A 23,427-nucleotide genomic window follows, 5' to 3' on the forward strand; every position below is an offset into this window, starting at 1 on the left:
AAAGATACAGTATTTACTTATTCATAACATGTGAAAGTCTTATTGTTAACGATTCGGTAACCTTAGCAATAACATTTAATAAATTGAGTGACAGCAAGATGTTATGATAAAGTTAAACACTTGATAAATTACGATTAATTGGCATGTAAATTGTATCATATTAATATATTTGTAAAAATTAAATAAATCAATTACAATGAAAAAAATTACTCTTTTAGCAGCTCTTTTTATTTCGGCTGCTTCTATTGCACAAATAGCATCTACTAGTTTTGAGGAACCACCTCTTTCTACTATGAACTATACCGATACCGGAGATCCTAACGTAGCACATGATTTAGTAAACAATACAGACGAACCTTTTGTAGATTTTACATCTACAGGCGGGGAAATTGGATTTGATGCTTCTTATGTACCATACGACACCCCAGGTGAAGGACTTACCGATGGTGATTTTGTAGGTGTTACCGATTTTAGACCTTTTGACGGTACCGATCCTGTTGATTACACAGACGGGACACAAGGATACCAAATTAGTGACGTCGACGGAAACTACATTCTTGAATTCGACCAAGTAGACCTAACTGGAACTACTGCACCAACCTTAGCAATCGATTATTTTATCTCGATCACAGGTTATGAAGGTGACGGTACAGAAAACGCTTCTGGTTCAGACCGACTTAGAATCTATGTTAGAGACCTAACAAACAGCACAGAGATCGATATCTTGGATACTACAGGAACCGACATCAACGATCTTCTAATCGAAGGACAGTGGATCACAGGAACTGCGTCTTTACTACCGGACACGACCATCCAATTGGTAATTGAAGCAAGAACTAACGCAAGTAGTGAAGCCTTCTTTTTCGACAACTTAGATGTTGCCGATATTCTAGGAACCGATTCAGTAGATGCCGATCAATTCGCTATTTTCCCGAATCCTGCCACCCAAGGCTTTGTAAACATTACTTCTACTTTAAGCGGAAACAAAGAAGTGGCAGTTTACGACGTATTAGGAAAGCAAGTGATCAACCAAACATTGGCCGGCGACAGATTAGATGTTGCTAACTTGAACAGCGGTGTTTACATTGTTCGAATCACTCAAGGAAATGCTACTATCACAAAAAAATTAGTGATCAAGTAATTATCTAAAAACATACACTAAAAAGCCTCTTTTAACGAAGGGGCTTTTTTTATTTAGCTATTTTTGACAAAGCTTTTCTGAAAGTGCTATGCATGAATCTCAAATTTTTAGCATTACCTCTGCTTCAGCCTTTGAATCGGCAGCCCTCGACACCTTTACGTTTCAATACGAAAACGTTCCGGTGTATCGGCAATTTTGTACGCTTTTAAATGTTTCGGCAAATGATGTTAATTCGCTAGATAAGATACCATACTTACCCATTCAGTTTTTTAAAAGCCATACCATCCTTCCGAAGAAAACAACAGCAGAACTCACTTTTAGCAGTAGTGGAACCACAGGAAGTACAACTAGCAAACATCACGTTCTAAAAGCTGCTCTATACGAACAAAGCTTTTTACAAGGGTTTCAACGCTGCTACGGAAATCCATCCAATTATGTGATACTCGCCTTGCTACCGTCGTATCTAGAACGGCAAGGCTCCTCCTTGGTCTATATGGCGAACTCCTTGATCGAGAAGAGTGGACATTCCGACAGCGGATTTTACCTCAACAATTTGGAAGCGTTAACCCACACTATTGAACGCTTGGAAAAAATAAAACAACCTACCATACTAATTGGTGTTTCCTATGCCCTTTTAGATTTGATCGAACGCAACCCATTGAAATTGAACCACACCATCGTGATGGAAACCGGAGGAATGAAAGGAAGACGAAAAGAGATGATCAAAGAAGAATTGCACCATACATTAAAAAAAGGATTTGGTGTGATGCAAATACATAGCGAATACGGTATGACCGAACTGCTTTCTCAAGCCTATTCTAAAGGTGAAGGTGTCTACCATTGTCCTCCATGGATGCGTGTTAGCACAAGAGACACCGAAGACCCATTACAAGCTGTTCATGGTAAGACCGGCGGTATAAATGTGATCGATCTGGCAAATCGCTACTCCTGTTCTTTTATTGCTACCGATGATCTTGGAAGAGTGGCATCGAATGGAAGTTTTAAAATTTTGGGTAGATTTGACAGCAGCGATATTCGAGGCTGTAATTTGATGGTTCTATAAATGGCGAAGCAATCTGAGAACAACGGATGTGTATGGTTATTACTTAGTGGAGTCTTACTCCTTGGCGCTTTTGGTTTTGTAAAGCTCCTCTTTGGCGCAACAACTTACGTGACCTTTACTGTAGCCTTGTTAATTTCATTCGTAATCACTACTCGTTTACTCGGCAAACCTTCCGTTGCAGCAGCAGTACGCAACGGAATTTTACTTTTTATTTTCTTTTTTGGTTTGCATTTCTTCGGAAATTTTTTTCTGAAACTTCTAAAAACCATTCCGCAGCAGCATGAAACTTTTACTGTTTCCGAAGCTGTACAAAAATCGAAGATGGTGGAAGGTACCGATACAATTTCGGTGTATACCAGCAATCGATTGTGGAAAGACAATTACGGCAATGAATTTTCCGGTGATCTTACCATACGCGAACGCGATTTTCTCAGACTCATAGACCACACGAAGAACTACGTACCTCCTTCGGGTGGAAACTTTTGGGGTGGTCTTTACGATCATATAGATCGCAACGATACTCCTAGTTTAGATCTGGTTTTGGCAACCTTTGAAGGCATACATCGCACACGACAACTTAACACGATGGAGTTTGCAGAAATGGTCGTAAGCTGTATTCAGGACATACCGTACTCTTTTGTTTTTCAAGACATTTGTCGTCCTGCCGAATACTACGAAGAAGCTATCGCACAGATTCTTCGCAGTTGTCCCGAATGTTGTATTGGCAATGTTCGCTACGGAGTCCAAACACCTGTAGCTTTTCTACAAAACCTAAAAGGCGATTGTGACACCAGGACCGTACTTATCTACTCGGTTCTAAAACATTTTGATTACGACATTGCTATTCTAAATAGCGATTTTTATAAACATTCGATCCTTGGCATTAACATACCAGCAAGTGGTGCTTTTAAAATCCACAACGGGAAAAAATATATGCTTTGGGAAACAACGGCCAAGTATTACGAAATTGGCAGCTTGCCCTATAATTTCAACGATGTTTCCCATTGGTATGTGGTACTAACCAGTAAATAACAACTTATGAACTCACAACTCTTCATCTTATCCTTGATCGAAATTATGCTATCGATCGTTATTACAGTCGTTATCCTTTTTGTATCCTATAAGATCTTAAAGCGATTGTTTTTCAGCAAAGAAGATCTACGCGGCAACAATATGGCCTTCACCATTTTCACCGTTGGTTTTATTTTTTCAATAGGAATGATCCTAGGAGAAATCCTTCCTTCTATCACCAATGTAATTAGACTGTCAATAACCGCCAATGAACCCATAGACGCGCTAACCATTGTGCAGTATTCTGGACTTTATCTGTTCATCGGATTTCTGGTCACTGTCGTAATAAACGCAGCGGTGTTCTTTTTGTTCTCGGTGCTTACCAAAGGAGTAAATGAGTTTAAGGAAATTCAACAGAACAACATATCGGTTGCCATATTAACTATTGCGATCATGCTAAGCATCACACTTATCGTTAAAGATAGCATTGCACTTATGGTGAGCTCCTTACTACCCTATCCCGAAGTGACCAATTATTTGTAATTCTTGTAAGTACACTGGGAATCTTGCGACCAAGCAGGGGCTAAAAAAGAAGGATGAAATTATTATTTACTTACAGTGTACTGCTTTTTACATTAGTAGCAACAGCCCAAAAAAGTCCTATGAACATTTCAAATGGTTTTATGGCCGAGGGATACGATGTTGTAGCCTATTTTGACAATATGGCTATTGAAGGCAACGAAACTTTTACAACCACCTATGAAGGTGCACACTATAAATTCTCGAGTCAATCGAATTTAGACACCTTCCTCGAAAATCCTGAAAAATTTGTTCCAGCGTATGGCGGATTTTGTGCCTATGCCATTGCCGATAAAGGGAAAAAAGTAGGAATAGACCCAAAAAGTTTTCAGATTAAAGATGGAAATTTATACCTCTTTTACGATAGTCTTTTTGCAGACACAAAGAAAAAATGGAATAAAAAAGGAGCAGACATCATGCAACAACAAGCAGATGAGAACTGGAAAAATATTGTGATGAAGGATCAGTAATCCTACTCATAATTGATTGGTTAGTTAGTTAATGTTGAAAGCCCCGAAACTACATGTTCGGGGCTTTCTTATTTTATACCACCTTGATGATAAAATAATTCTTTTTACCTCGTTGCAGCAATATAAATTGCCCATTTATCAAATCTGCCGTCATAATAGAATAGCCTTCTTGAACTTTTTCCTTATTTACCGAAATAGAATTTTCCTTCAACGCTCTTCTTGCTTCTCCATTCGATTTTAAAAATCCTGTTACTTCGGCCAGTGCTGATATGATATCCAATCCATTTTCGATCTCGCTTAGCGCAACTTCTGCTTGCGGTACACCATCGAACACATCTAAAAAGGTTTTAGCGTCCAGTTTTTTTAGATCTTCGGAAGTAGAACGACCAAACAAAATTGAAGATGCCTGCACTGCCTTTTCTAGTTCCTCGGCTCCGTGAACAGTAGTAGTCACCTCTTCTGCCAAGCGCTTTTGAAGCAAACGGGTATGGGGTGCCTCTTGGTGCGATTCGATTAGATCTTCTATCGTCTGTCGCTCTAAAAATGTAAATATCTTGATATATTTCGCCGCATCTTCATCACTGGTATTCAACCAATACTGGTAAAATTTATAAGGCGAAGTTCGGTTGGCATCAAGCCAAACGTTGCCTCCCTCGCTTTTTCCAAATTTACTACCGTCACTTTTTGTGATTAACGGACAGGTGAGTGCGTAGCCTTTACCACCGCCAATTCTTCGTATTAGTTCGGTGCCTGTAGTAATATTTCCCCATTGATCACTTCCTCCCATTTGCAAGGTGCACGAGTGATTCTTGTATAAATGAAGAAAATCATACCCTTGTACCAATTGATAGGTAAATTCGGTAAATGACATACCATCGCTACTTTCACCGGTAAGTCGACTTTTAACCGAGTCTTTCGCCATCATGTAATTTACGGTAATGTGTTTTCCTACATCACGAATAAAATCTAAGAATGAGAATTCTTTCATCCAATCGTAATTGTTTACCAGTACCGCTTCATTCGCAGCACCGCTTGAAAAATCTAGAAATTGAGCCAATTGTGCACGTACACATTCTTGGTTGTGACGCAGGGTAGCTTCGTCCAATAAGTTTCGCTCACTCGATTTACCCGACGGATCACCAATCATTCCCGTGGCACCACCCACCAAAGCATAAGGCTTATGACCGCACCGCTGATAAAATGACAGCAACATTATAGGCACTAAGTTTCCTATATGTAACGAATCGGCTGTAGGATCGAAGCCTATGTAGGCAGATCGCATCGATTCCATTAAATGCGCTTCGGTTTCGGGCATAACATCATGTATCATTCCCCGCCATGTAAGCTCTTCTACGAAATTTTTCAAACTCATTTTTTAAAATTTCGGTAAAGATAGTCCGAACCCATAAAAGATAAAAGAGTATTCTAAAAAAGAGTATTTTCGCACTATGGTTTTAGTTACAGGGGGCACAGGATTAGTAGGTTCGCATTTGTTATATTTTCTTCTGAAAGAGAACGAAACTGTACGAGCGATCCATCGCGAAAACAGCGATCTAGAATCGGTGAAGCGAGTCTTTGGGTATTACGCTTCCGAAGCAGCTGACCTATTTGATCGCATTGAATGGATTGAAGCTAATATCATAGACATTCCTGCACTTTCCGAAGCATTTCAAGACATCACCCACGTTTATCATTGTGCAGCCTATATTAGTTTCGACCCGGCACACTACCGAAAACTTAAAAAAGCCAATGTCGAAGGAACCGCCAATATCGTAAACCTTTGTTTATCGCATGGTATCAAAAAATTAGCTTATGTGAGTTCAGTAGCAACTCTTGGCGATGCTGTAAATGGTAAAATGATCTCTGAAGATACCCATTGGAATCCCGAAGGCGAAAACAGCGTGTATGCCATCACTAAATTTGGCGCAGAAATGGAAGTTTGGCGTGGTACACAAGAAGGTTTAAATGCCGTGATCGTTAATCCCGGTGTGATCCTAGGATCGGGCTATTGGAATTCGGGCAGTGGTTCAATAATTAAAACGGCGTCTAAAGGGATTCCATTTTACTTTGGTGGTGGAATTGGCATTGTGGACGTAAAAGACGTCGTTCGTATTCTCCTACAATTAATGAAGGAAGAAATTACCGGTCAACGCTATGTTTTAGTGAGTGCCAATGTTTCATATAAAAAACTTCTCTCAGCCATTGCAAATAATGCTGGAAAAAGTCCGCCAAAAAAAGAAGCGCCCAAATGGATCTTGTACTTTTTGAGTGGATTAGATTGGCTGGCTGCTGTTCTCTTCGGAAGTAAGCGTCGCTTATTAAAAGCCACGGTACGTTCTATGTACACAGATACTGCTTACGATGCTTCAAAAATTAGAAACGAGTTAAAATATAAATTCATTCGTTTTGAAGACACTATAGAACGCGTAGTAAAAAATTACTCGTCCGAAGTTTCTTCTGGGTCGGTTTCTTGAGATTGAATAAGTGTGGGCCCACCTTTTATGGTATCCTTACGACGCCTATTCGAGTTTGGTTGCAAGCTGTCGCTCTCCTTCTTTAAGCGCATTAGCCGTGCTTCGACCTCTTTGAACATCTCCGAATAGGTATCCATTTGTGCAGCGTAATACGCATTGCTCTGGGCAAATTGCAAACTATCGATATTATGTTTTGAGTATATCAATGAATCCAGCATCACCCCTTTGTCTCGAATTAACCGATTGTTCACGCTTCTTGCCGCATTGCTTAAATAAGCATCGGTAAGAATATCGATCATCTTCTCTTCGGCAATTAGTCGGGCCGGTTTCTCGGGCTCCACCGTTTCGGCACAACCAACAAAGAGTAAAAGATAGGCTATAAAAAATATGTTTAATATGTTTTTCATCGATCGAATGCTAATCGTTCTGCTTTACCACGGTTTGGGAATTTCCCGTTATCATAAACCAGTACCCCGTTTACAAAAGTATGGGTGACGCGGCTTTTAAAAGTAGTTCCTTCAAAAGGTGACCAGCCACATTTATATCCTATATTATCTTTTTTTACCGTCCAAGGAGCATTAGGATCTACCAACACTAGATCGGCCTTATACCCTTGTTTAATATATCCGCGATCTTTTATTTGAAATAAGATGGCCGGATTATGTGCGGTCTTCTCCACGATCTTTTCGATACTGATCTTTCCTTTTAAGCTCATCTCGAACAATGCTTCCAATGCGTGTTGCACCAATGGTCCGCCGGAGGGGGCTTTGGTGTATACATTCTCCTTTTCCTCTAGGGTATGTGGCGCATGATCGGTAGCAATTACATCGATGCGGTCATCAAGTAGTGCTTTCCAAAGTCCTTCTCGGTCTGCTTCACTTTTAACAGCCGGATTCCATTTAATCTTAGTTCCTTTGGCAGCATAATCGGTGTCTGTAAACCACAGATGATGAATACACACTTCTGCAGTAATTTTCTTCTCGGATAGTGGTTTCTTGTTGTCGAAAAGGTGGGTTTCTTTTTCGGTCGACAAATGAAAAACATGCAATCGTGCTCCCGTCTTTTTGGCAAGTTCGATGGCTCTTGAAGAGGATATATAACAGGCATCCACACTTCGAATTACCGGATGCAGCTCGATGGGGATATCATCACCATGTATGGCCTTATACTTGGCCAAGTTCTTCTGTATGGTCGCTTCATCTTCGCAATGAGCCGAAATTAGCAGCTTTGTTTTGCTGAAAATATTTTCTAAGGTCTTCGGATTGTCTACAAGCATGTTTCCGGTAGACGAGCCTAAGAATAGTTTAAGTCCGGCTACGTTTGAAGGATCCACCTTTAAAATTTCATCTAAGTTATCGTTGGTGCCGCCAAACATAAACGAATAGTTAGCCCAAGAGGTCTCTTTGGCAATGGCAAATTTTTCTTCTAGCAGTTCGATGGTTGTCGCTTGCGGAACCGTATTCGGCATTTCGATAAAAGAAGTGATCCCGCCGGCCACTGCAGCTTTCGATTCTGTTTCTATAGTTGCCTTATGCGTTAGGCCGGGTTCCCTAAAATGCACTTGATCGTCGATCATACCGGGGATCAAATATTGTCCATCGGCATCGATCACCTTGGTTTCCGAAGATTTCACACTAATGCTTTCAGACACCTCAGCAATTCGCCCACCTTGAATGAGAACATCACCCTGAGTGATGGTTCCTTCATTTACTATTTGCGCATTTTTTATTAAAATCGTTTGCATTAAATTTCGTTAAAATTATTCTTTCCGAATAAACTCTTAAATTTCATTTTTAGTACTCCAAAAATGGCTTCAGAAATAATTCCACCACTCATTTTCGATTCACCTTTTGTTCGGTCTGTAAATACTACAGGAACTTCTATGATCCTAAATTTTGCTAAGTAGGTCTTGAATTTCATCTCTATTTGAAACGCATACCCTACGAATTGAATTTTATCTAGATTTATTTTTTCCAACACAGTTCGTCGATAACACACAAAACCTGCCGTCGTATCGTAAATATCCATACCGGTTATTAGTCGAACGTATTTGGAAGCGAACCAGGACATAAGGACTCTGCTCATTGGCCAATTCACGACATTCACTCCTTTTACATAACGCGATCCAATTGCTAAATCGTACCCTCCTTTATAACAGGCGTTGTACAAGCGTATAAGATCATTCGGATTGTGTGAAAAATCGGCATCCATCTCGAAGATATAGGTGTAGTTTCTCGCCAAGGCCCATTTAAACCCTGCGATATAAGCCGTGCCTAGACCCATTTTTCCTTCGCGTTCTAACAAGTGAAGCTGGGATGAATAGGTTTTCATTAGATCGCGAACTTCCTGTCCTGTTCCATCGGGAGAACCGTCGTCAACCACTAATACATCAAAGCTTCGTTGCAGCGAAAAGATATTCCGAAGCAACCGTTCTATATTTTCAATTTCGTTGTATGTAGGTATTACCACTAAGGCATCGGACATACTGCTATTTTTGCGCAAATGTACCTCTTTTTAGGTTAATATCGTTCGCTAAAATTCTATAGAATCCCTTTTCGTCAATTTTAAATTGCTGTACCTTTAGGCTCACAAATCTACCAGTGCAGTACATGGAGCGTCATATCGAATCTGTTGATTGGATCACTATTTCTCTAGTGGGTATTTTAATTATTTATGCCCTCGCCAAATATGCGTATCCCAAGCGATTTCAAGAATTTATATTCCTTCCGGTAACCAATAAATATTTTTTGATCCAAGGGAAGAATGATGCAATTCAACATCCATTCAATATCTTACTATTTATTAATCAAGTGCTCTGTGTTTCTTTGTTCATTTATGTTTTATTTAAAACACTACGTCCAGATTATACTAGTGAAAATGACTGGTTGTTCGTTCAAATCGTAAGTGGGTATGTCGTATTTGTTTTTGCTAAGTTCTGTGTCGAAAAGATTTTAGGCGCAATGTTCTCGATAGACTCGCTAATAAACAGGTATCTCTATCAAAAATTAAGTTATCGCAATCTGCTGTCGGTCGTACTGTTTATTGGAAATATTTTATTCTATTATCTCATACAACCTACCGGGGCGGCCTTGTTGCTATTTGTTGGTATTGTTATTCTTCTAAATGCAATTGCATTGTTATACAGTTATAAAACAAATGGAAATTTAATAATAGGTAATTTCTTCTATTTTATTTTGTATCTTTGCGCACTTGAAATTTCACCCTACATTATTCTGTACAAAGTATTTGTATCGTAGGAAAAAAACAAAATGCTGCTTATGAAAGTGAAAACTATTTTAGTTTCTCAGCCTGAACCAAAGGTTGAAAACTCGCCTTATTTCGATCTAATCGATAGACAAAAAGTTAAAATAGATTTCATTCCTTTTATTCACGTTGAAGGAGTTTCGGGAAAAGAAGTGCGAACGCAAAAGGTAGATCTTACTAAGTATACCGCAATTATTTTAACAAGTCGAAATTCTGTAGATCATTTCTTTAGAATTGCCGAAGAACTTCGTTTTAAGGTGCCGGATTCGATGAAGTATTTCTGCCAAAGTGAAGCTGTTGCCTACTATCTTCAAAAATATGTAGTGTACCGCAAGCGAAAGATCTATGTTGGAAAACGAACCTTTACCGAGCTTTCCCCGCTCATTAAGAAATACAAGAATGAAAAGTTCTTACTGCCTTCTTCCGATAAGCTAAAGCCAGAAGTACCTACTGTACTTAACGAGCTTGGGGTTAACTGGAAGCAGTCTATTTTTTACCGAACAGTAGTGAGCGACTTGTCCGATCTGCGAAATGTGTATTATGATATCTTGGTGTTCTTTAGTCCAAGCGGAATTGAATCCTTGCTTCAGAATTTCCCCGATTTCAAACAAAACGACACTAGAATTGCCGTTTTCGGAAACACCACTGTAAAAGCCGCTACAGACAATGGATTGCGAGTCGATATTCAGGCGCCAACGCCCGAAACACCATCAATGACCATGGCGCTGGAAAAATATATTAAAGAGGTCAATAAAAAATAAAAAAAAGCCGGAAGTTATTTTCCGGCTTTTTTTTAATGCGCTTCCAACCAATTGGCGCCAACACCAATTTCCACATCTAAGGGCACCGATAGGTTATAGGCCTGCTCCATTTCAGTTTTAATTACTGTTTTTACTTCTTCCAGCTCGGGTTTATACACATCGAATACCAGTTCATCATGCACTTGTAATAACATTTTACTTTTGTAATTGCCTGCTGAAAGTTTATCATGAATATTGATCATTGCGATCTTGATAATATCGGCAGCACTCCCTTGAATAGGAGCATTTACAGCATTCCGTTCTGCTGCACCTCTCACCACTGCATTGCTACCATTAATTCCCGTTAAATAACGTCTTCGACCCAAGACCGTTTGCACATACCCATTTTCGCGTGCAAAATCTATAAGTTCGTTCATATAATTACGCAACTTAGGATAGGTCTTGTAATAGGTGTCGATCAATTCTTTAGACTCACTTCGGGATAGGTCGGTCTGATTGCTAAGTCCGAAGGCAGACACCCCATAAATGATTCCAAAATTCACTGTTTTAGCATTGCTTCGTTGTTCTCGGGTCACCTCATCTATTGATACATTAAACACTTTCGCAGCGGTCGATGCATGAATGTCTTCTCCATTCTTAAACGCTTCTATCATGGTTTCTTCCTCGCTCAATGCGGCAATTATACGCAACTCGATCTGCGAATAATCGGCGGCTAGAAGCACATATTCCTCATTGCGAGGTATAAAGGCCTTTCGCACTTCTCTACCGCGTTCGGTTCGAATTGGTATATTTTGTAAGTTCGGATTGTTGCTACTTAATCTACCTGTCGCTGCCACCGTTTGCATATAATCGGTATGTACTCTATGAGTGGATGGCTCTACTTGTTCCGGTAACGCATCTACATAGGTGCTTTTTAGTTTTGTAAGTCCGCGATACTCCAACACATCTCGAATAATCTTATGGTCCTTTGCCAAGTAAGACAATACATCTTCTGCTGTTGAGAATTGACCAGTCTTTGTCTTTTTAGGCTTGTCGACCAGCTTCATCTTTCCGAAGAGAATCTCACCCAGCTGTTTTGGTGAGGCAATATTGAACGTCTCACCTGCTTCCTTGTAAATTTCCTGCTCTAGAGTAGCGATGTCTTTTTCTAAGGCTTCGGAAAGGTCCTTTAAAAATTGTTTATCTAAGTTAATTCCTTGCAACTCCATTGCTGCGAGCACACGTAGTAATGGAATTTCGATCTCATCGAATAATTTCTGTGTTTCTGCGGCTCCCAACTCATCCTGAAAATGCTGTTTTAGCTGTAATGTTATATCGGCATCTTCTACTGCATATTCGGTCTGTTGCTCGATGGGCACATCGCGCATCGATTTCTGATTTTTTCCTTTTTTACCAATCAACTCGGTAATAGAGACCGGAGTATAATTGAGATAGGTTTCAGATAGCACATCCATATTATGGCGCATATCGGGATTTATAAGATAGTGGGCCAACATAGTATCGAACAATTTCCCTTGTACCGTCACCTCGTATTTTGCCAGTACCTTGATGTCGTATTTCAAATTCTGACCCACCTTTTCTATTTCTTCCGACTCGAAGAAAGGTCGAAGCTGTTCAATTAGCTCTTGAGCTTTAGCCTTATTTTCCGGAAATGGCACATAAAATCCTTTCCCGGCCTCCCATGAAAAGGCGATCCCCACCAAAGTCGCTGTTAGTGGGTTCAAGCCGGTAGTTTCGGTATCGAAACAAACACTCGATTGTTTCATTAGGTTTTGCACGAATAACTTCATCCCCATTCCCGGCTGCACCGTTTGATAGAAATGTTCGGTATCGTTAATTGTTTTACGCGAGCTATATGTCTTAGCGGCTTCAGTAGCCTCACCATCACCACCAAACAAGGAGAACTGGCCTTGCCCAGCTTGTCCTTGGGGTGTTGCGGCTGGCGCTTCTGCTTTCGTTTCAGGTTTGGTTACGTTTTCCTTGGGTTGATGTTCGGTGCCTAAACTTGCCATACCCGCCTCAGAGAAGGCCTTGAGAAAATTATCTTTCAATCTCCTAAACTCCAACTCGTCGAAAATTTCCATGACCTTTTCGGTGTCTGGAGGGCACATCTCAAAGTCTTCATAATTGAACTCTAAAGGTACATCTAGCATGATGGCTGCCAATTTCTTAGATAACCTGCCTAGTGCTGCATTGGCTTCTACTTTTTCTTTCATCTTGCCTTTCAATTGGTCTGTGTTCGCCAGCAGCCCTTCCATTGAACCGTATGCTTTGATAAACTTTTTGGCAGTTTTATCCCCCACTCCTGGCAGTCCCGGAATGTTATCGCTAGAATCACCCATCATGCCCAAATAATCTATAACTTGCTCTGGACGCTCTACTTCAAATTTTTTCTGTACCTCAGGAATGCCCCAGATTTCATAGCCTCCTCCAAAAGATTTGGGGCGGTACATAAAAATGTTATCAGAAACCAATTGTGCGAAATCTTTATCGGGCGTGACCATAAATGTTTGGTAGCCTTCTTTTTCGGCTTTTTTTGCCAGTGTTCCAATCACATCATCTGCCTCGAACCCCTCTTGTACCATGATCGGTATTTTCATAGCCTCAAGTATATCGCAGATTATTGGGACGGCCGTTCGAATGTCATCTGGTGTCTCATCACGGTTAGCCTTGTATTCTTCGTACATCTCTACCCTGTCGGTGCTTCCGCCTTTATCAAAACAAACCGCCAAATGATTTGGGCGTTCCCGTTTTATAACATCGATGAGCGAATTCATAAAGCCCATGATGGCAGAAGTATTCAACCCTTTGGAATTAATTCTCGGATTTTTTATAAAAGCGTAATACCCTCTAAAAATCAAGGCATAAGCATCGACAAGAAACAGTCTTTTTTGTGGATCTGGCATGGAAAATTTTTGGTTATTGGTGTCTCAACGAATTGTGATTACCGACATTCTCTTCAAAAATAAAAAGAAGCAATTAGAAAACAGTCGTTTTCTGTAAAAAAGAACAACACTAACTATTCATCTTACAAAACAGGTAGTTGCTCATCTTTCCGAAGCAAATCAACACAATATTCCCTCAAATTACCATTGCATTAGAATACATAGTGCACTGGGTGCCTCACAACACAAATCGATAGGTCGCTTTTATCAAGAATGTGTTTTGTGGTTGTTGATCGAAGATCTGGTTATCGATTATAGTATTAAAATCGTTTTCGGCTTCACCTAAACCGGTAATTCCTTGAGACCACACCAAAAAGATCTCGGAGCCCGGAATATATTCCCAACGCACTACAAGATTAGACCGAAACTGAACAAAGGCGAAATTAGGGTTTCCAAATTGATAGTCGTTGGCACCATCGGTGTCCTCATCTATAAAGTAACTTCCCTCATTAAAAGAAATTTGTTGCTCGTTATACAAACGCACTCTTTCGTCAAGGTCTTTGGCAACAGGATTGGTTACAAAATTAAAATTGGAGTACCTTCCCCTCGAAATAAATGGTTGTCCGTAATACTGAATGGTAAGGTTAGGGTTAATGGTATAATTTACCCGTAGCGTAGCACTTATCGTCTCTTGATCAATCTCGCCCGTAATGTAGCGAGTAGTACCGTTAAAATCTTGCTGACTTACATACTGTGTTTTGTTGGGACTTATCTCAAATCGTGTATCCAGCGACAAGCTTAATGCATTTAAGGGTTGGTAGCGAAACCGCAGTTCATATCTTCGCAATCCAAAGTTGGCTTGTTTGGCCTGAGAATGCACATAACCTGCAACCGTACTAAACTTTTTTCGCTGATCGGTCCCGGCAAAAAGAAAACCAAAGTTCTCTTCGGAATAGCGCCATCTTGGCCCACCACGTAAAAATGAATTTATATAGATCCTTGGCTTATGGGCTGCACCACCTTCGACAAACCAGTTGTTCTTTAAATTAACAAAGCCGTTTAACTCGTATTGCATACGGTTGTAATTACCTTCAAAATCGAAGTTGGATGTCTGACTAAGACGAAAGTTGGCTCTTCGATACCAATCGGTTGGTTTGTTGAACAGTCGAGTGATATTTGCATATTGAAAGATATCATCGGCTCTTCGAAGGAAGCCAATATCGTTTAACTCCAATTCAGGCGACCTCCATGAAGCTCCTGCATTGTAGCGCCAATCGCCGGCACCCGACTTTCCGAAGCCAAGCTGCCCGCCAGTACCTGTTAAAGAAGTCTTAGTAGGATCGACAGAAATATGACTCGCATCGGTTCGCTGGAACAAATGCACGATAGACCGCTGTGTTTGTTCAATTGCCTCTTTAGAACCTGTTACATGACTGGTTACTAAATTTCCTTCCAGATAATACGTACGTTCTTTCCAGTTATGTCTAAAATCTAACCCCCAGCTCGTCGCATTTTTATGCAGAAAGGTCACATTGTCCTCCAGATCGCGAATGGTTGAAGTAACTATGCCACCCACAAAGCTATTGTTATCGTTAAAATCCTTTTGAGCTCTACCAACAAAGTAATTGGTAAGCGGTTCCACTAAGGTCTCTCCTTCGGAACCATCTTGATTTATGACATCGGCAAATTCTTTAGAAGTAACACTTTCTAGCACACCCAAAGACCATCCATTTTGAGTCTTTCCACTAAATTTAGCCGCTCCCAAGATGGTCGTATTATCGGGTTGATCAATAAATAAAGTGTTGGGACCAACAGCCGAACCTTGTGGGCTGCGACCAATACGGCGTGAGAAAAACAGATTGTCTGAATTTCCACTAATATTATAATCGAATATGTTCTTATTTTCGACAAAGAAGGGTCGGCGCTCCTGAAAGAAGATCTCAAAACCATCTAATGCTATAGCACCTGGATCAGCATCTACTTGTCCAAAATCCGGGTTTATGGTAACGTCTAATGTAAGGTCGTTGGTAATACCAATCTTGGCATCGAGACCTCCGGTAAGTCGCGCATCGCTTCCATCAAGAAACGGATTGCCCGGCACTTCTTCGTAGGTATCTAATTGCGCCACTGTATACGGCTGAATTTCTAATTGTTTTTGAGGTTTTAGACCTTTTATACCCCTTAGTTCTCCAAAAGCACTTACCCATCCCGGCGGATTAGGAGGCAACTGCTGCCAGGTAGAACGTTCTTCATTGCTAAAATACCGTCGTGTTGATTGCAACCCCCAAACTTGTTCCTCTTCAGCACCAAAACGCAACTGACTTAGTGGTATTCGCATTTCGGCAGTCCATCCTTCGGCTATTGTTCCCGTCTTTACATACCAGATAGGGTTCCAACTACTATCAAAATTACCATTGTTCGAAATAAATTCATCTCCTTTTACACCCGATGCTGAGATTGTAAATGAAAACCCTGTGCGGTCATCCCCATAACTATCTATATTGATCTCTACCCAATCCCCCGGAAAATCATCACGGCGTCCCAGTCGACGTTCGATATTACTAAGGTCTGATTCATAACAAATAAATGCAACATACAGGTTCTTGTCGTCGTAAACGATTTTCATTTTGGTCTGTTCGCTTGGAGCAGTACCATTATCCGGTTCAAACTCCACATAATCTGTGGTCCATTCAACCGCATCCCATGCCTCCTCGTTGATGTTTCCATCTATAGCTATTGGAGTTGCATTAGAAATTGAAGCCGTGGTGTAGCTGCGTTTTGGATATTCATTAGGTATTTCGGTAGTGGTTTCTTCTTGTGCGAGTACGAGGATTGGCAACAATAAAAAGAGCACTATAAGGTTGCGCGAAGACAAGTTCATTTGATTGGTTGGTTGATTGATGATTATCTTAAAGACCCTTTACAACGCTGCTATGTGACAGTCTAATATGTAATTTAAGAAAGTTTTAACATTTAATCGTATAGTAGCGCCACTATAGAAACAGTTATCTTTACTAACAAGAAGGATATATGAGAAAATTAATTTCCAAAAAGAAACCCGCGTACGAGATCTCTGATTCGCTGTCAAATTATTTGTCACGTCACGGAAGGATGATCAAGATTCCTATTTATTACGACGATCTATTACGATTTCAAGGGTCGGTCGTGATCTACGATAAATATGGTAATGACACCTTATGGATAAGTGTGTATTATACCCAAAGCGAACAACAGGAAATAGAGTTTAGCCTAAAGCGCATGTATTCCATCCTGCATAGTGACGGAAGTGACAGTTTGTTGCCCTATGTTACCATAGACAGTATAGATTTTTGCACCTTCGGAAACACAAAACCATTTCGCATAAAAGTGCGAAATATTCTAAACGATAATTATATCTTCTTCTATTTAAAGAAAGCCGATGCTTCTCGCATCTACGGCTTAGAATTGGAACATCTGCTCTCTCCTAACCATATTACTTTTTTAGTGCATGGCAACAGTTTGATCGAAGAACATATCTCCGGAATTCCCGGAGATGATTTTATCGAGAACCATTTGGACCAATGCTCGGAACGTGATAAAAAAGAGATCGCAAAGGAGTTTGTTAAGTTCAACGAGCGATGTTTTGTTAGACTGCTTGGCGACATGCGATCTTATAACTACGTAATGGTTCTTACGCATGATTTCGATCGTATTCAGTATCGCATTCGTGCAATCGATTTCGACCAACAATCTTACGAAGGCAATACCAAAGTTTACAAACCTCAATTTTTAAAAGAAAACAATCGGTTGGTCCAAATGACTGTGGACCTGCTGCAGGATGAATCGGTAGAACAATACAAGCGCGAAGAACGATCTATGTTGGCCAAACGTGCCACTAGTGAAAAGACAAGGTTAGAAGAATTGATGCATTGCATGCGAACCGATACTATTGCCCCAAAAGAAAAGATCAAAGAGCTCAAATATTCCTTATTCGATCTAACCGGGGATATCAATTTTAAAAAATCCTCGAATATGGGTGAAATACTGGATAGTGCTCTAGATTTTATCGTGCGAAACTATCAGAACGAAAACCCGTTTATTATTTCAGACACGGACGTTTCTTAGGGTTTTCTTCGGAAAACTTGTTCTATCAGTACACTAGCATAAAATAATTGTTGCTTTTTTTATTATGCATGCATAGTATATTGTATCTTTATGCTGTTTGTCAAAATATCACACCATCCATTAACCGAATTCTTATGGAAATTAAAAAAGTTCTTGTCGCCAATCGCAGTGAAATCGCAATTCGCGTATTTCGTGCTTGTACAGAGATTAATCTGAAGACAGTTGCCGTTTACACTTACGAAGATCGCTATTCCCAACATCGATATAAAGCAGATGAAGCCTACCAAATAGGCACGAAAGAAGAGCCTTTAAAACCTTATTTAGACGGTGACGAGATCATCGCTTTGGCCAAATCTAAACAGGTGGACGCAATTCATCCCGGTTATGGATTTCTGTCTGAAAATTCTGAATTTGCCCGAAAATGTGCTGCCAATGGTATCATTTTTATCGGACCCGATCCAAGTGTGATGGATGCCTTAGGAGACAAGATCACGGCCAAAAAGATCGCCCAAAAGTGCAAGGTCCCAATCATAGAAAGCAATACTAAAAAACTAAATTCAATAAAGATCGCTTTGGCTGAAGCCGAAAGAATAGGCTACCCTGTCATGCTAAAGGCAGCTAGTGGTGGCGGCGGACGTGGAATGCGAATTATTAGAACCGCAGATGATCTTGAGCATAATTTCGACTCGGCAAAGAGTGAATCGCTCAACGCCTTTGGCGATGACACCATGTTCTTGGAAAAGTATGTGGAAAACCCAAAACACTTAGAAGTACAAATTGTAGCCGACAACCACGGGAACATTCGTCATTTGTTCGAGCGAGATTGTTCGGTACAACGCCGCCATCAAAAAGTGGTAGAGGTCGCTCCATCGTATAATGTAAGTACCGAAGTCAAAGAACAACTGTATCGTTACGCTATTGCAATTGCTTCCGAAGTAAATTACAACAACGTAGGAACGGTCGAATTCTTAGTAGACCAAGAAGACCAAGTCTATTTTATTGAGGTAAATCCAAGGATTCAAGTCGAACATACGGTAACAGAAATGGTCACGGGCATCGACCTGATCAAGACACAGATCTTCGTAGCGGGCGGCTATAAACTTTCAGACAAACAGATAAAAATTTACGATCAATCTTCCTTGGCGACCTACGGTTTTGCCTTGCAATGCCGTCTTACTACCGAAGATCCTGCGAACAATTTCACACCGGACTATGGCACTATAACCACCTATCGATCGGCGTCGGGAATGGGAATTCGATTGGATGCCGGTAGTATTTACCAGTCGTATAGTGTGAGTCCGTTCTTCGATTCCATGCTCGTAAAGGTATCGGCGCATGGGCGCACTTTAGACGGTGCTGTTCGTAAAATGGTACGCGCGTTACGAGAGTTCCGTATTCGAGGAGTACAAACCAACATTCATTTTCTTCGGAATGTCATTCAACACGAAACCTTTAAGGAAGGTAAAGCGACCGTCAATTTTATCGCTAACACTCCTGTTCTATTTAATATTAAGCTGCCACAGGATCGTACCACCAAGATCACGAATTATTTAGGTGAGGTGATCGTTAATGGAAATCCCGATGTAAAGTTCATCGACGACAACAAGGTTTTTAGAAATGCCAAGATCCCTATTTTTTCTGCTTCGGAAGGCTTTCCGAAGGGAACAAAAGATCGATTAACCGAAGTAGGCCCGGAAGCTTTTTGCGATTGGTTAAAGGCTGAAAAAAAGATCCACTACTCCGATACCACTATGCGTGATGCGCATCAATCGTTGTTAGCAACCCGTATGCGAAGCTACGATATGTTAGCCGTCGCCGAAAGTTATGCGAAAAACCACCCAAACATTTTTAGTATCGAAATGTGGGGCGGCGCTACTTTCGATGTGTGTATGCGTTTCTTGAACGAATCTCCATGGACACGCTTACGCGAATTGCGCAAACTCATGCCAAATATTCTTTTTCAAATGTTGTTACGCGGCTCCAATGGAGTTGGTTATAAAGCGTATCCCGATAACTTGATCGAAAAATTTATTGAAACCTCATGGGAAAATGGGATCGATCTCTTTCGAATCTTCGATTCGCTAAACTGGGTAAAAGCAATGGAGCCCAGCATTAATTATGTGCGCAATAAAACAGGCGGAATTGCCGAGGCTGCTATTAGTTATACAGGCGATATTCTAGATCCTTCAGAAACAAAATACACCATTGCCTATTATACCCAATTGGCAAAAGATCTTGAAAATGCTGGCGCTCATATGATCGCCATTAAGGACATGGCCGGTTTATTAAAACCCTATGCGGCAACCGAGCTGGTATCGGCATTAAAAGATACCGTTCAAATTCCGTTGCATTTACACACTCATGACACGGCGTCCATCCAGTCGGCAACCTATTTAAAAGCCATAGAAGCCGGGGTTGATGTAGTAGATGTTGCTTTGGGCGGATTATCCGGGCTTACTTCGCAACCCAATTTTAATTCGGTGGTTGAAATGATGAAGTTCCAGGAACGAGCTCATGAATTTGACAGTAAAAAGTTGAACGAATTCTCCAATTATTGGGAAGACACGAGAGAACTGTATTATCCGTTCGAGTCGGGGCTGAAAGCAGGAACCGCCGAAGTGTATACCCATGAGATCCCCGGTGGGCAATATTCGAACTTACGTCCGCAGGCAGAAGCTTTGGGCCTAGGAAGTAGGTTCGATGAGGTAAAACAGCGCTATGCTGAGGTGAATGAGCTCTTCGGAAACTTGGTAAAAGTAACCCCGAGCTCGAAGGTAGTTGGTGATATGGCCATTTTTATGGTCACAAACGATCTTAGTACGACAGATGTGTTAGAACGCGGACATGAGATATCGTTCCCGGAATCGGTTATCAATTTTTTTAAGGGAGATCTTGGACAACCATTGGGTGGTTTTCCGAAGCAACTTCAAAAAATAATTTTAAAGAACAACAAAGCGTATACCGATAGACCGAATGCGCATTTAACACCTATCGATTTTGACGCCGAGTTTGCTGCTTTCAGAAAAAAATATCAGAAAGGATTTTCGCGACCCATAGAATTTGAAGATTTCCTATCGTACAGTTTATACCCTAGGGTATTTGAGCAAGCACATGAAAAATATAAACTATACGGTAACACTTCTATATTACCGACGGCTCAATTTTTCTACGGAATGAAATTGAGGGAAGAGACAATGATCGAGTTGGAGCCAGGTAAAACCATTACGGTAAAGTTGCTCTCGGTAGGCATTCCAAATGATGAAGGAAAACGCATCGTGTTCTTCTCGGTAAATGGAGAAAATAGGTTCGTAGAGATCAAGGACCGGTCGATCGAGGTTAAGAAAGAGGTCCACAAGCAAGCAGATCCCGAAGATAAAAATCAGTTTGGCGCACCACTACAAGGTCTACTGTATAAAGTTTTGGTAAAGAAAGGGCAGGAAATCAAGGCGAATGATCCGTTATTCATCATAGAGGCCATGAAAATGGAAAGTACGGTGACCAGCACAAAAGCAGGTAAAGTAAAATCGGTAGCGTTATCGCCGGGAACCATGGTCTTAAAAGGAGATTTGGTGGTTACCTTGGAATAAAGTGATTTGACTGTTGATTTCGAAAAAAAATAAAAACCACCCCCTTGTAATTCAAATAAATAATAGTACATTTGCACCCCGATTTATCCAAAAGAAGGAATGTTTAACGCTGTAGGTAGGTGAATGCCGGCAGTAAAATTAATTAAAAGTGGATACACTAAGTTATAAAACTAAATCAGCCAACAAGGCGACTGTAACAAAGGAATGGTTGCACTTGGATGCTGACGGGCAAACGTTGGGTCGTTTTGCCAGTGAAGTTGCAAAATTACTTCGCGGAAAGCACAAAACTAATTTTACCCCTCATGTTGATTGTGGTGACAACGTTATTGTAACGAATGCCGAAAAGATCATCTTGACAGGGAACAAATGGCAAGATAAATCGTACATCCGTCACACAGGATATCCTGGTGGACAACGTAGTTTAAGCGCCATCGAACTAAAAGAAAAAGATGCTGCACGTGTTGTAGAGAAAGCGGTAAAAGGAATGTTGCCTAAAAACAAACTAGGAGCCGAATTATTTCGCAATCTAAAAGTATATGCCGGTGCCAAGCATGACCAAGAGGCACAAAAACCAAAAACCATTAACCTTAACGATATCAAGTAATGGAAGTTATTCACAAAATAGGTAGAAGAAAGACCGCTGTTGCTCGTGTATACCTTTCAGAAGGAAAAGGAAACATTACTGTAAACAAGCGTGAGTTGGATAATTACTTTCCAACAGCAACCTTACAATATAAAGTAAAGCAGCCATTAGCTCTTACCGAAAATGAAAAGACATTTGACGTGAGCGTAAATGTATTTGGAGGTGGGATCACAGGACAAGCGGAGGCAATCCGTTTGGCACTTTCCAGAGCAATGTGCGAGCTTAACGACGAAAACAGAGGGATCTTGAAACCGGAAGGTTTATTGACAAGAGACCCGAGAATGGTAGAGCGCAAGAAATTCGGACAGAAGAAAGCGCGTAAGAAATTCCAGTTCTCTAAACGTTAATATTTTCAACTTGTTTGGGTATCTCATAGAGGTACCCAATACAAGTTACCAAGTTCATATTTTTTTAATCAATCGCTGTTATCCGTACCATACGGAAAGTAGTTTAGCATCTAAACCATAATAACGGTACTCCAAATATACGAGTATTATAAAAGGTTGCTATATCTAAACAGGAACGTAAACTAATTCAAAAATGGCAAAAAAAACAAACACAGAAGTTAAAGAACTTCTGGACGCAGGTGTACATTTTGGACACTTGACACGCAAATGGAATCCTAACATGGCCCCATATATCTACATGGAGCGTAACGGAATCCACATTATCAATCTTTACAAAACTGCTGCAAAACTCGAGGAGGCTAATGAAGCACTGAAGAAGATCGCAGCTAGCGGACGAAAAATTCTATTCGTTGCTACCAAAAAACAAGCAAAAGACATCGTTGCTGAAAAAGCAAAAGATGCTAGCATGCCTTACATCACTGAAAGATGGCCAGGTGGAATGTTGACTAACTTCGTTACCATTCGAAAAGCTGTTAAAAAAATGGCTTCTATCGATCGTATGAAGCAAGACGGTACGTTTAACACCCTTTCTAAGAAAGAGCGTTTACAAGTAGATCGTCTTCGTGCAAAATTAGAGAAGAACTTAGGTTCTATTAGCGACATGAGTCGTCTTCCAGGCGCGTTGTTCATTGTAGATACTACTCGTGAGCACATAGCAGTAGCCGAGGCTCAAAAATTAAACATTCCAATCTTTGCGATGGTAGACACTAACAGTGATCCACGTGAGATCGACTTCGTGATTCCATCAAATGATGATGCATCTAAATCGATCGACAAGATCATGTCTTCTGTTTCTGAAGCTGTAATCGAAGGATTGGCCGAAAGAAAGTCTGGTAAAGACAATAGCGAAGGCGATACATCTTCTAAAAAAGACAAAGCACCTAAAGCGAAAAAGGCTAAAGCTGAAGCTGAAGTTCCTTCAAAAGACAAGGAGGATAAGAAAGCAATGAAAGAAGCCAAGCAACCTGTAAAGCAAAAATCAAAAGAGCAGGTTTTAGAAGAAGCTTCAAAAGAAGAAGAATAGAACACCGTTCTTAC

19 protein-coding genes are annotated in these 23,427 nt (G+C 40.6%); 13 read left to right on the forward strand and 6 right to left on the reverse strand.

Annotated elements, in window-relative coordinates:
• The first annotated feature begins 196 nt into the window (after positions 1 to 196).
• From DWA30_RS04970 to DWA30_RS04990, 5 genes are all read left to right on the forward strand, one after another.
• Positions 197 to 1,141, forward strand: coding sequence for a T9SS type A sorting domain-containing protein (locus DWA30_RS04970; protein WP_114491437.1), 945 nt, complete (start codon positions 197 to 199; stop codon positions 1,139 to 1,141).
• An 88-nt stretch (positions 1,142 to 1,229) separates the two neighbouring features.
• Positions 1,230 to 2,204, forward strand: a complete 975-nt coding sequence (locus tag DWA30_RS04975; protein WP_114491438.1) for a LuxE/PaaK family acyltransferase — start codon at positions 1,230 to 1,232, stop codon at positions 2,202 to 2,204.
• Complete coding sequence (locus DWA30_RS04980; RefSeq protein WP_114491439.1) at positions 2,205 to 3,236, forward strand: hypothetical protein; 1,032 nt, start codon at positions 2,205 to 2,207, stop codon at positions 3,234 to 3,236.
• Between the two features lie 6 nt (positions 3,237 to 3,242).
• A complete protein-coding gene (locus DWA30_RS04985) occupies positions 3,243 to 3,758 on the forward strand; it encodes a DUF350 domain-containing protein (protein ID WP_114491440.1) in 516 nt (171 codons plus the stop codon).
• Between the two features lie 53 nt (positions 3,759 to 3,811).
• Positions 3,812 to 4,264, forward strand: a complete 453-nt coding sequence (locus DWA30_RS04990; protein ID WP_114491441.1) for a YHS domain-containing (seleno)protein — start codon at positions 3,812 to 3,814, stop codon at positions 4,262 to 4,264.
• A gap of 73 nt (positions 4,265 to 4,337) precedes the next feature.
• On the opposite strand, the gene tyrS is transcribed toward DWA30_RS04990, so the two are convergent.
• Positions 4,338 to 5,636, reverse strand: coding sequence for a tyrosine--tRNA ligase (tyrS, locus tag DWA30_RS04995; RefSeq protein WP_114491442.1), 1,299 nt, complete (start codon positions 5,634 to 5,636; stop codon positions 4,338 to 4,340).
• Between the two features lie 76 nt (positions 5,637 to 5,712).
• Between tyrS and DWA30_RS05000 the strand changes: the two genes are divergently transcribed.
• On the forward strand, positions 5,713 to 6,738 hold the full coding sequence (locus DWA30_RS05000; RefSeq protein ID WP_114491443.1) for an NAD-dependent epimerase/dehydratase family protein: 1,026 nt from the start codon (positions 5,713 to 5,715) through the stop codon (positions 6,736 to 6,738).
• Here the strand turns inward: DWA30_RS05000 and DWA30_RS05005 are convergent.
• The 3 genes from DWA30_RS05005 to DWA30_RS05015 are packed head-to-tail and all read right to left on the reverse strand — an operon-like array spanning position 6,702 to position 9,222.
• Entirely contained in the window at positions 6,702 to 7,145 is a 444-nt protein-coding gene (locus tag DWA30_RS05005; protein WP_114491444.1) for a DUF4296 domain-containing protein, read from the reverse strand. The two genes, DWA30_RS05000 and DWA30_RS05005, sit on opposite strands and share 37 nt — an antisense overlap.
• Entirely contained in the window at positions 7,142 to 8,482 is a 1,341-nt protein-coding gene (locus DWA30_RS05010) for a dihydroorotase (protein ID WP_114491445.1), read from the reverse strand. Before DWA30_RS05010 ends, DWA30_RS05005 begins: the two co-directional genes overlap by 4 nt.
• Entirely contained in the window at positions 8,482 to 9,222 is a 741-nt protein-coding gene (locus DWA30_RS05015) for a polyprenol monophosphomannose synthase (protein WP_114491446.1), read from the reverse strand. Before DWA30_RS05015 ends, DWA30_RS05010 begins: the two co-directional genes overlap by 1 nt.
• Before the next feature lie 125 nt (positions 9,223 to 9,347).
• On the opposite strand from DWA30_RS05015, the gene DWA30_RS05020 reads away from it, so the two are divergent.
• Positions 9,348 to 9,995: a DUF4271 domain-containing protein gene (locus DWA30_RS05020; RefSeq protein WP_114491447.1), complete on the forward strand. Its 648-nt coding sequence runs from the start codon at positions 9,348 to 9,350 to the stop codon at positions 9,993 to 9,995.
• Positions 9,996 to 10,016: 21 nt separating this feature from the next.
• Positions 10,017 to 10,763, forward strand: coding sequence for a uroporphyrinogen-III synthase (locus DWA30_RS05025; protein WP_114491455.1), 747 nt, complete (start codon positions 10,017 to 10,019; stop codon positions 10,761 to 10,763).
• 32 nt (positions 10,764 to 10,795) lie between these two features.
• Here DWA30_RS05025 and polA read toward each other — a convergent pair whose 3' ends face one another.
• Both polA and DWA30_RS05035 read right to left on the reverse strand, forming a co-directional pair.
• A complete protein-coding gene (gene polA / locus DWA30_RS05030) occupies positions 10,796 to 13,669 on the reverse strand; it encodes a DNA polymerase I (RefSeq protein ID WP_114491448.1) in 2,874 nt (957 codons plus the stop codon).
• A gap of 217 nt (positions 13,670 to 13,886) precedes the next feature.
• Positions 13,887 to 16,529 carry a DUF5916 domain-containing protein gene (locus tag DWA30_RS05035; RefSeq protein WP_114491449.1) on the reverse strand — a complete coding sequence of 881 codons (2,643 nt, stop codon included), beginning with the start codon at positions 16,527 to 16,529 and terminating at the stop codon, positions 13,887 to 13,889.
• 149 nt (positions 16,530 to 16,678) lie between these two features.
• On the opposite strand from DWA30_RS05035, the gene DWA30_RS05040 reads away from it, so the two are divergent.
• From DWA30_RS05040 to rpsB, 5 genes are all read left to right on the forward strand, one after another.
• Positions 16,679 to 17,752 carry a hypothetical protein gene (locus DWA30_RS05040; protein WP_114491450.1) on the forward strand — a complete coding sequence of 358 codons (1,074 nt, stop codon included), beginning with the start codon at positions 16,679 to 16,681 and terminating at the stop codon, positions 17,750 to 17,752.
• Positions 17,753 to 17,886: 134 nt separating this feature from the next.
• Positions 17,887 to 21,339: a pyruvate carboxylase gene (locus tag DWA30_RS05045; RefSeq protein ID WP_114491451.1), complete on the forward strand. Its 3,453-nt coding sequence runs from the start codon at positions 17,887 to 17,889 to the stop codon at positions 21,337 to 21,339.
• A gap of 148 nt (positions 21,340 to 21,487) precedes the next feature.
• On the forward strand, positions 21,488 to 21,943 hold the full coding sequence (rplM, locus tag DWA30_RS05050) for a 50S ribosomal protein L13 (RefSeq protein WP_114491452.1): 456 nt from the start codon (positions 21,488 to 21,490) through the stop codon (positions 21,941 to 21,943).
• Positions 21,943 to 22,329 (forward strand): 30S ribosomal protein S9, encoded by a 387-nt coding sequence (gene rpsI / locus DWA30_RS05055; protein ID WP_114491453.1) that lies wholly within the window; start codon positions 21,943 to 21,945, stop codon positions 22,327 to 22,329. The genes rplM and rpsI overlap by 1 nt, the downstream gene beginning before the upstream one ends.
• A gap of 193 nt (positions 22,330 to 22,522) precedes the next feature.
• A complete protein-coding gene (gene rpsB, locus DWA30_RS05060) occupies positions 22,523 to 23,413 on the forward strand; it encodes a 30S ribosomal protein S2 (RefSeq protein WP_114491454.1) in 891 nt (296 codons plus the stop codon).
• Positions 23,414 to 23,427 lie beyond the last annotated feature (14 nt).

Origin of the sequence: Candidatus Ulvibacter alkanivorans, assembly GCF_003333325.1 — a bacterium.
In the GTDB taxonomy this organism is placed as follows: Bacteria; Bacteroidota; Bacteroidia; order Flavobacteriales; family Flavobacteriaceae; genus Ulvibacter_A; species Ulvibacter_A alkanivorans.

Bases quoted from the DNA above. Each gene is read 5' to 3' on its own strand.
- DWA30_RS05035 (WP_114491449.1), bottom strand. From the start codon at position 16,529: ATGAACTTGTCTTCGCGCAACCTTATAGTGCTCTTTTTATTGTTGCCA.
- DWA30_RS04975 (WP_114491438.1), top strand. From the start codon at position 1,230: ATGCATGAATCTCAAATTTTTAGCATTACCTCTGCTTCAGCCTTTGAA.
- DWA30_RS04980 (WP_114491439.1), top strand. From the start codon at position 2,205: ATGGCGAAGCAATCTGAGAACAACGGATGTGTATGGTTATTACTTAGT.
- DWA30_RS05025 (WP_114491455.1), top strand. From the start codon at position 10,017: ATGAAAGTGAAAACTATTTTAGTTTCTCAGCCTGAACCAAAGGTTGAA.
- DWA30_RS05020 (WP_114491447.1), top strand. From the start codon at position 9,348: ATGGAGCGTCATATCGAATCTGTTGATTGGATCACTATTTCTCTAGTG.
- DWA30_RS05005 (WP_114491444.1), bottom strand. From the start codon at position 7,145: ATGAAAAACATATTAAACATATTTTTTATAGCCTATCTTTTACTCTTT.
- DWA30_RS04970 (WP_114491437.1), top strand. From the start codon at position 197: ATGAAAAAAATTACTCTTTTAGCAGCTCTTTTTATTTCGGCTGCTTCT.
- DWA30_RS05045 (WP_114491451.1), top strand. From the start codon at position 17,887: ATGGAAATTAAAAAAGTTCTTGTCGCCAATCGCAGTGAAATCGCAATT.
- DWA30_RS05000 (WP_114491443.1), top strand. From the start codon at position 5,713: ATGGTTTTAGTTACAGGGGGCACAGGATTAGTAGGTTCGCATTTGTTA.
- rpsI (WP_114491453.1), top strand. From the start codon at position 21,943: ATGGAAGTTATTCACAAAATAGGTAGAAGAAAGACCGCTGTTGCTCGT.
- DWA30_RS05040 (WP_114491450.1), top strand. From the start codon at position 16,679: ATGAGAAAATTAATTTCCAAAAAGAAACCCGCGTACGAGATCTCTGAT.
- DWA30_RS05015 (WP_114491446.1), bottom strand. From the start codon at position 9,222: ATGTCCGATGCCTTAGTGGTAATACCTACATACAACGAAATTGAAAAT.
- tyrS (WP_114491442.1), bottom strand. From the start codon at position 5,636: ATGAGTTTGAAAAATTTCGTAGAAGAGCTTACATGGCGGGGAATGATA.
- DWA30_RS05010 (WP_114491445.1), bottom strand. From the start codon at position 8,482: ATGCAAACGATTTTAATAAAAAATGCGCAAATAGTAAATGAAGGAACC.
- rpsB (WP_114491454.1), top strand. From the start codon at position 22,523: ATGGCAAAAAAAACAAACACAGAAGTTAAAGAACTTCTGGACGCAGGT.
- DWA30_RS04990 (WP_114491441.1), top strand. From the start codon at position 3,812: ATGAAATTATTATTTACTTACAGTGTACTGCTTTTTACATTAGTAGCA.
- DWA30_RS04985 (WP_114491440.1), top strand. From the start codon at position 3,243: ATGAACTCACAACTCTTCATCTTATCCTTGATCGAAATTATGCTATCG.
- polA (WP_114491448.1), bottom strand. From the start codon at position 13,669: ATGCCAGATCCACAAAAAAGACTGTTTCTTGTCGATGCTTATGCCTTG.